The sequence below is a fragment of the Parvimonas sp. KA00067 genome, assembly GCF_001553085.1.
Lineage (GTDB): Bacteria > Bacillota > Clostridia > Tissierellales > Peptoniphilaceae > Parvimonas > Parvimonas parva.
Genome location: NZ_KQ960148.1, coordinates 131,485 through 137,611, shown reverse-complemented (window position 1 = coordinate 137,611; position 6,127 = coordinate 131,485). Strand labels below are relative to the sequence as shown.

Here is a 6,127-nt window from a genome sequence, read left to right as displayed (position 1 = left end):
ATTACCTTAAACAGCTTATCTTGAAATGTTTCTTTACTTTTTTTATCAAAATATATCTCTGTTACAAAGGTCTTTCCGTTTATCTTCTTTGTTAAAATATCATCAGGCCTTTTATGTTCTTCTGTCTGTATTTCTTTAATATCTGTTTTCTCATTTTCTGCCATTTAGTTCCTCCTTTTGACTTGTACAAAAAAGATTTCCTGTAATTAGGAAACCTCCTTCGCTTGGGTGATATTTAGTTTTAGGTTGTTATTGTAGTTTCTTCTTTGCTCTAAATTCATCTAAAATTTATTTAGATAAGTTTTTTTAAGGTAATTTAAGGCGAAATATGATATAATAAGAATTACAATAGATTAATCTAAAATAAAAATTTTATTTCACCATAATTTACTTTAATTTTGTTATCATAATGGAATTATGGTATACTATTGTAAAAAGAAAAAAATAAAAAAGGAAGAATATATGGTATTAGAAAATTTATATTTAATAGTTGCAATAACTGAAAAGAGTAATGCAATAGGGAAAGACAATAATTTATTATACTTCTTAAAGGAAGATATGAATTTCTTTAAGGAAAAAACTTGTGGAAATTCAATAATTTGTGGAAGAAAAACTTTTGAAGGCTTTAAAACAAAGCCTCTTCCAAAAAGAAAAAATATTGTGTTGACAAAGAGTGATTTTTCTTTTGATGGGGTATCAGTATTTAAAAGTATAGAAGATTTGATTGTTTTTGTAAAAGAAAATCCAAGCGAAAAGTTTTTGGTTTGTGGAGGTATGAGTATTTATAAGCAATTAATTGATTTTTGTTCAAAGATGTATGTTACAAAATATGAAGAAAAAGAAATAGTAGATGCAGACAGTCATTTTCCTAAAATTGATGAAGAGATTTGGAAAGTTACTGAAAAAATTAATGGGGAAAGTGAAAATCCAAAATTAGCTTTCTATACTTATGAAAGGATATAAGATTATGAAAGATAAAGGTGTAATTGTAAAGAAAAAGAAAAAACAAAGTAAGGGACAAAAATGGTTTTGGAACATATTATTTGTAATATGTTTGGGACTTTTTATTTATTCAGCAGGAAATGTAATTAAAGACTATTATGGATCATATAAAGCAGGACAAAACTTATCCAGTTTAAAAAAATCTGTTTTTAAAGATGATTCAGCTAATGCTAGTGAAAAAAATACAACAGTAAAAAAAGTTGTAAATTTAAAAGAACTTAAAAAGTTAAACTCCGATTCAATCGGTTGGTTGGAAGTTCCAGATACTAATATTGATGAGCCTTTGGTTCAAGGTAAGGACAATGATTACTATCTTTGGAGAGATTTTGATAAAAAAACTTATCCTGTAACTGGAACATTGTTCTTAGATATGTATAATAAACCTGATTTTTCAGATAGAATTAGTTATATTTTTGGACATAATGTTTGGGATAAAACTAAATTTTATGCATTGCAAAAATTTGAAGATAAATCATTTTTAGAAAGTCATAAAACATTTTATCTTTATACGGAAAAAGGTAAAATGGAATATGAAGTCTTAGGAGTTGATTTAGTCGATCCAAATACGCCTTTGTATGAGCTAACATCAAAGAGAAATGAAGATGTAAATGCAATGAAAAAAGAATTAACTAAACATATTCCAAAAGAAGAAGTTGATAAAATTGATGAAAATACAAAACTTTTAATGCTTGTAACTTGTAAGACACCAAATGATAATTCAGCAAGAAGAATTTTATTTGCAAAGTTAAAAGAGAAGTAAATTTTTAAGGAGATTTTACATCTCCTTTATTTTTTTTGTGAAAAATTGTAAATTTTAAGGATTTATAGTATAATTTGTATTGACATTATAATTTTTGGTTTTAATATAGAGGAGAATTATGGACAAGATAAGTGTTATTGTACCTGTATATAATGTAGAAAAATATGTGAAAAAATGTTTGGAGTCAATTTCAAATCAAACATATAAAAATATAGAGATTATTATAGTTAATGATGGAGCTACAGATAATAGCGAAAATATTTGTAAAGAATTTGTAGAAAATGAAAATAGAGCAAAACTTTACACTAAAGAAAATGGCGGATTATCCAGTGCAAGAAATCATGGAATACAATTTGCTACAGGAAAATATGTATTATTTATAGATTCCGACGATTATATTGCAGAGGGAATGGTTGAAGAACTTTATAAAAATATAAAAGCTGAAGATGCAGATGTATCTGTTTGTGGGGTTTATAATGTTTATTCCGACAATCAATCTCCACAGTGTAAGGAAGAAATCTATTTTTGTTGTGAAAAGGACAGATTCTTAAAGGAATATTTTATCGGAGAAAAAATTCCTGGCACCATCTGTAATAAACTTATAACTTATGAAATTGCTAGTAAAATTTCTTTTCCTGTAGGTAAAATATATGAAGATGCTTTTTATCAATTTGAGCTTGTAAAATATGCTAAAAAATATGTTGTAACTACAAAGCCTTATTATTATTATTTTCACAGAGAAAATAGTATTACGACAAAGCCATATACTATAAAAAATATGAATTGCATAGAAATTTATTCGAATTTTTATGACTATATAAATAAAGAAATTCCTTCTCTTTTGGAATATGCTTTTTTTAGACTTTCCTATGCCCATTTTATGGTTTTTGATAAAATGTTAATGATTAAGGATTATAAAGAAATTAAAGAATATAGAGAAGTTTTAGGATTTTTCAAGAAAAACTTTTGGAGAATTTTTAAAAATAAAAATTTCAGAAAAGGTAGAAGAATAGCTGTATTAATGTTAAAATTAAATGTTAAATTATATAGATTTTTACTTTTACAAGATTTAAAGAAAAAAGGAGTAAATACTTAATGGAAAAAAAATATCTTTCTATGGACAAAATAAAATCCATAGAGCTTGAAATTTTGAAATATGTTCATGATTTTTGTGTTAAAAATGATATAAAATATTTTATAAATTACGGAACGTTGATTGGAGCAGTAAGACATAAAGGATTTATTCCTTGGGATGACGATATAGATATTTGTATGTTTAGAAAAGACTATGAAAAGTTTATAGATTTATTTTCAAAAGATGATGGAATTTATAAAATTTTATCTTTGGAACTAAATGACAAATATTATAATAACTTTATTAAAGTTGTAAATTCAAAGACTAGAATTGAAGATGGAAGAAATTATAAGACTTATGATTCAGGAATTTTTATTGATATTTTTCCTATGGATTTCTTCGATGATTTAAGTATAATTGAAAAGATATATAAGTTAGAAAGTTTTAAACTTCTATCTTTTTCGAAAAAAGAAAATATTCAATATGGTGATAGTAAATTAAAGGATTTTATTAGGAGATTTTTCTGGACAGTTTTAAAACCAGTTTCACCTAGATATTTTGCTAAGAAAATCAAGAAAATTGTTGAAGCAAATGCTAAAGATAGAGGGAAATATTTAGGGCTTATAGGTTGTTCAAAGTGGAAATATGTTGATATGTTTGACTATAATCCTTTTGAAGAATTAATAGAGCTTGATTTTGAAGATTGTCATTTTTTTGCACCGAAGAAATATGATGAAATTTTGAGAAAATATTATGGAGATTATATGGAATTTCCACCTGTTGAAAAGAGAGTATATCCTCATGAAATTAAAGCTTATTATATAGATTAGGAGATTAAGATGAAAGAGAGACTTACAGTTGATGAGCTAAAAAATTATGAATTAAATATTTTAAAGTTCATCGACTATGTTTGTAAAAAGTATAATATAAAATATTTTGTAAGTTATGGAACATTACTTGGAGCGGTAAGACATAAGGGCTTTATTCCTTGGGATGATGACATAGATGTTGCAATGTATAGAGAAGATTATGAAAAATTTCAAAGAGCTGTAATTGAAGAAAATAATGAAAGATATACAATTTTATCCAAGGACAACAGTGATTGGTATTTTCAAAACTTTTTTGTTGTTATAGATAAGCACACTCTGTTGGAAGATAATGTAAAGAGAAATAGAAAAGACAGCAATGTTTTTGTTGATGTATTTCCGATTGATAAATTTAATGACTTAAATTTTGTTAAAAAAGCACATTTGATGGTAACTTTGAAACATATTTGCTTCATAAAGAAAAAATATATAATTCATAAAGATAGCAGAATAAAAGATTTTTGCAGAGTTGTCTTCTGGTATTTGTTGGCATTTGTAAATCCGAGATATTTTACAAAGAAAATTGAAAAATTAGTTGAAAAATATGTTGATAAAAATGGAATTTATGAGGGTGCTATTGGGCTTGATAAAACCGGAATGAAGGAGGTTTTTGAAACAGGAACTTATGAAGAATTAATAGAATTGCCTTTTGAAGATATGATGGTACCTGCTCCTAAGAATTATGATAAGATTTTAACTCAATTTTATGGAGATTATATGCAAAAACCTTCAGATGCGGAAATTGAATATAAATCACATCTATTAGATGCTTTTAGAATAAAATAAGGGAGAAATAATTTTAGATATGGCAAAAAATATAAAAGTTAATGCTTTAGCTAGTATTTTGGTTAGAGTTTTTAATATTCTGTTTCCTCTGATTACGGGGCCATACCTTGCCAGAATTTTGAGTAAGGAAGCCTATGGGGAATTTAATGTTGCGAATTCTATATTGAATTTGTTTATTCCATTTGCTGCATTTGGAATATACAGTTATGGAATACGTTCAATAAGCAGGGTTAAAAATAATATTAAAGAAATAAGCAAAAATTTTACCGTTCTTTTTTCTATAAATGTAATAAGTTCTTTAAGTATTGGAATTTTGTATATTGGATATATGTTTTTAAATGTAGATTCCAATATGTACATGTTGTATATTGCACTTAGTATTCAAATTTTTACTCAATTTGTATCGATAGAGTGGATGAATGAGGCATTTGAAAACTATGGATTTATTCTCTTTAAGACATTATTTATCCGTGTGCTTATGCTTGTTTCGATTTTTGCATTTGTAAAAAAAGCAGATGATATAGTAAACTATGCTTTCATTTTATCAATTACAAATCTTATAAACTATTTAATTAGTTTTTATTATATAAAAAGAAAAGTAAAATTTGTAAAAATTGAATTAAAAGATATTCTTATCCATATAAAGCCTTTAATCGGAATGTTACTTTTAGCCAACTCATATATGTTATATACTGCGTTGGATAGAGCTGTGCTTTCATTATTGGATGCAAAGATTTCAGTTTCCTACTATACCTTTGCATTATCGATAGCTCAACTAATAACGAGTGTAGTTTATTCTATAATAGTGGTAAGTATTCCAAGACTTTCATACTATTATGGGAATGGCGACGAAAAAAATTATACGGAATTGTTAAATCAAGTTGCCAAGACATTTTTATTCTTGGTAATTCCTATGGGGATAGGATTAAGTTGCGTTTCTGACGAAGTAATGCTGATATATGCAGGAGAAAAATATTTGGAAGCAGGTTTTATTTTAAAACTGTTTTCACTCAGAATTGTTATGTGGGCATTGGATCAACTTCTTGCAAATCAAGTTTTATTTGTAAGAGGATATGAAAAAAACATAACGGCATTTTACTTTATAGGGGGATTTCTAAACTTAATTTTAAATATAGTTTTATTGAAATTAAAAGTTGTCCAAGCTGAATATTTTGTTTATACAACTTTATTTTCAGAAATTGTAGTATTGATTATTCAAGTTTACTTTATAACTAAGAGAAATATTATTTCTATAAACGGGATATTAAAATCTTATGTGAAATATGTACTGTGTTCCATTCCTTTTTTTGCAATAACTTATGGAATAAATCATACTCTAAAATATTCATTGGCATTGAATTTACAATTATTTACCAGATTACTTGCAATAATTGTATCCTGTGTATTATATTATTTTATAATTATGTTAATTACAAAGGACAAAATTTTATTTGTTACAATTGATGGAATAAAAAGTAAGTTTAGAGTTATAAAATATAAATTAAAAGCAAAAAAATATAAAGGATAATAAATTAAAAAATAATATTATTTTATAATAAGAAAGTTCTAAAATTTTTAAATCTTTAGGACTTTTTTATTGTTCATTTGTTTATAATATGTTATAATTTATGAACAAAC

At 25.6% G+C, this 6,127-nt stretch carries 7 protein-coding genes; 6 read left to right on the top strand and 1 reads right to left on the bottom strand.

The genetic code is table 11. The features are described from left to right. Nucleotides 1-164 (bottom strand): transposase (locus tag HMPREF3181_RS08110; protein WP_068473136.1); only part of this gene is annotated, 164 nt, incomplete at its 3' end. A 298-nt stretch (nt 165-462) separates the two neighbouring features. Between HMPREF3181_RS08110 and HMPREF3181_RS03655 the strand changes: the two genes are divergently transcribed. The 6 genes from HMPREF3181_RS03655 (at nt 463) to HMPREF3181_RS03630 (ending at nt 6,017) form a co-directional block, all read left to right on the top strand. Beyond that, nucleotides 463-963: a dihydrofolate reductase gene (locus tag HMPREF3181_RS03655; RefSeq protein ID WP_068473134.1), complete on the top strand. Its 501-nt coding sequence runs from the start codon at nt 463-465 to the stop codon at nt 961-963. A gap of 4 nt (nt 964-967) precedes the next feature. Beyond that, the gene (gene srtB, locus HMPREF3181_RS03650; RefSeq protein WP_082713896.1) at nt 968-1,762 is read left to right on the top strand and encodes a class B sortase; all 795 of its coding nucleotides are present in this window, start codon (nt 968-970) and stop codon (nt 1,760-1,762) included. Nucleotides 1,763-1,880: 118 nt separating this feature from the next. Beyond that, nucleotides 1,881-2,858, top strand: a complete 978-nt coding sequence (locus HMPREF3181_RS03645; protein ID WP_068473132.1) for a glycosyltransferase family 2 protein — start codon at nt 1,881-1,883, stop codon at nt 2,856-2,858. Then, entirely contained in the window at nt 2,858-3,667 is an 810-nt protein-coding gene (locus tag HMPREF3181_RS03640; RefSeq protein ID WP_068473130.1) for a LicD family protein, read from the top strand. Before HMPREF3181_RS03645 ends, HMPREF3181_RS03640 begins: the two co-directional genes overlap by 1 nt. Nucleotides 3,668-3,676: 9 nt before the next feature. Further along, entirely contained in the window at nt 3,677-4,489 is an 813-nt protein-coding gene (locus HMPREF3181_RS03635; RefSeq protein WP_068473127.1) for a LicD family protein, read from the top strand. A 19-nt stretch (nt 4,490-4,508) separates the two neighbouring features. Next, complete coding sequence (locus tag HMPREF3181_RS03630) at nt 4,509-6,017, top strand: oligosaccharide flippase family protein (protein ID WP_068473124.1); 1,509 nt, start codon at nt 4,509-4,511, stop codon at nt 6,015-6,017. The last annotated feature ends 110 nt before the right edge of the window (nt 6,018-6,127 follow it).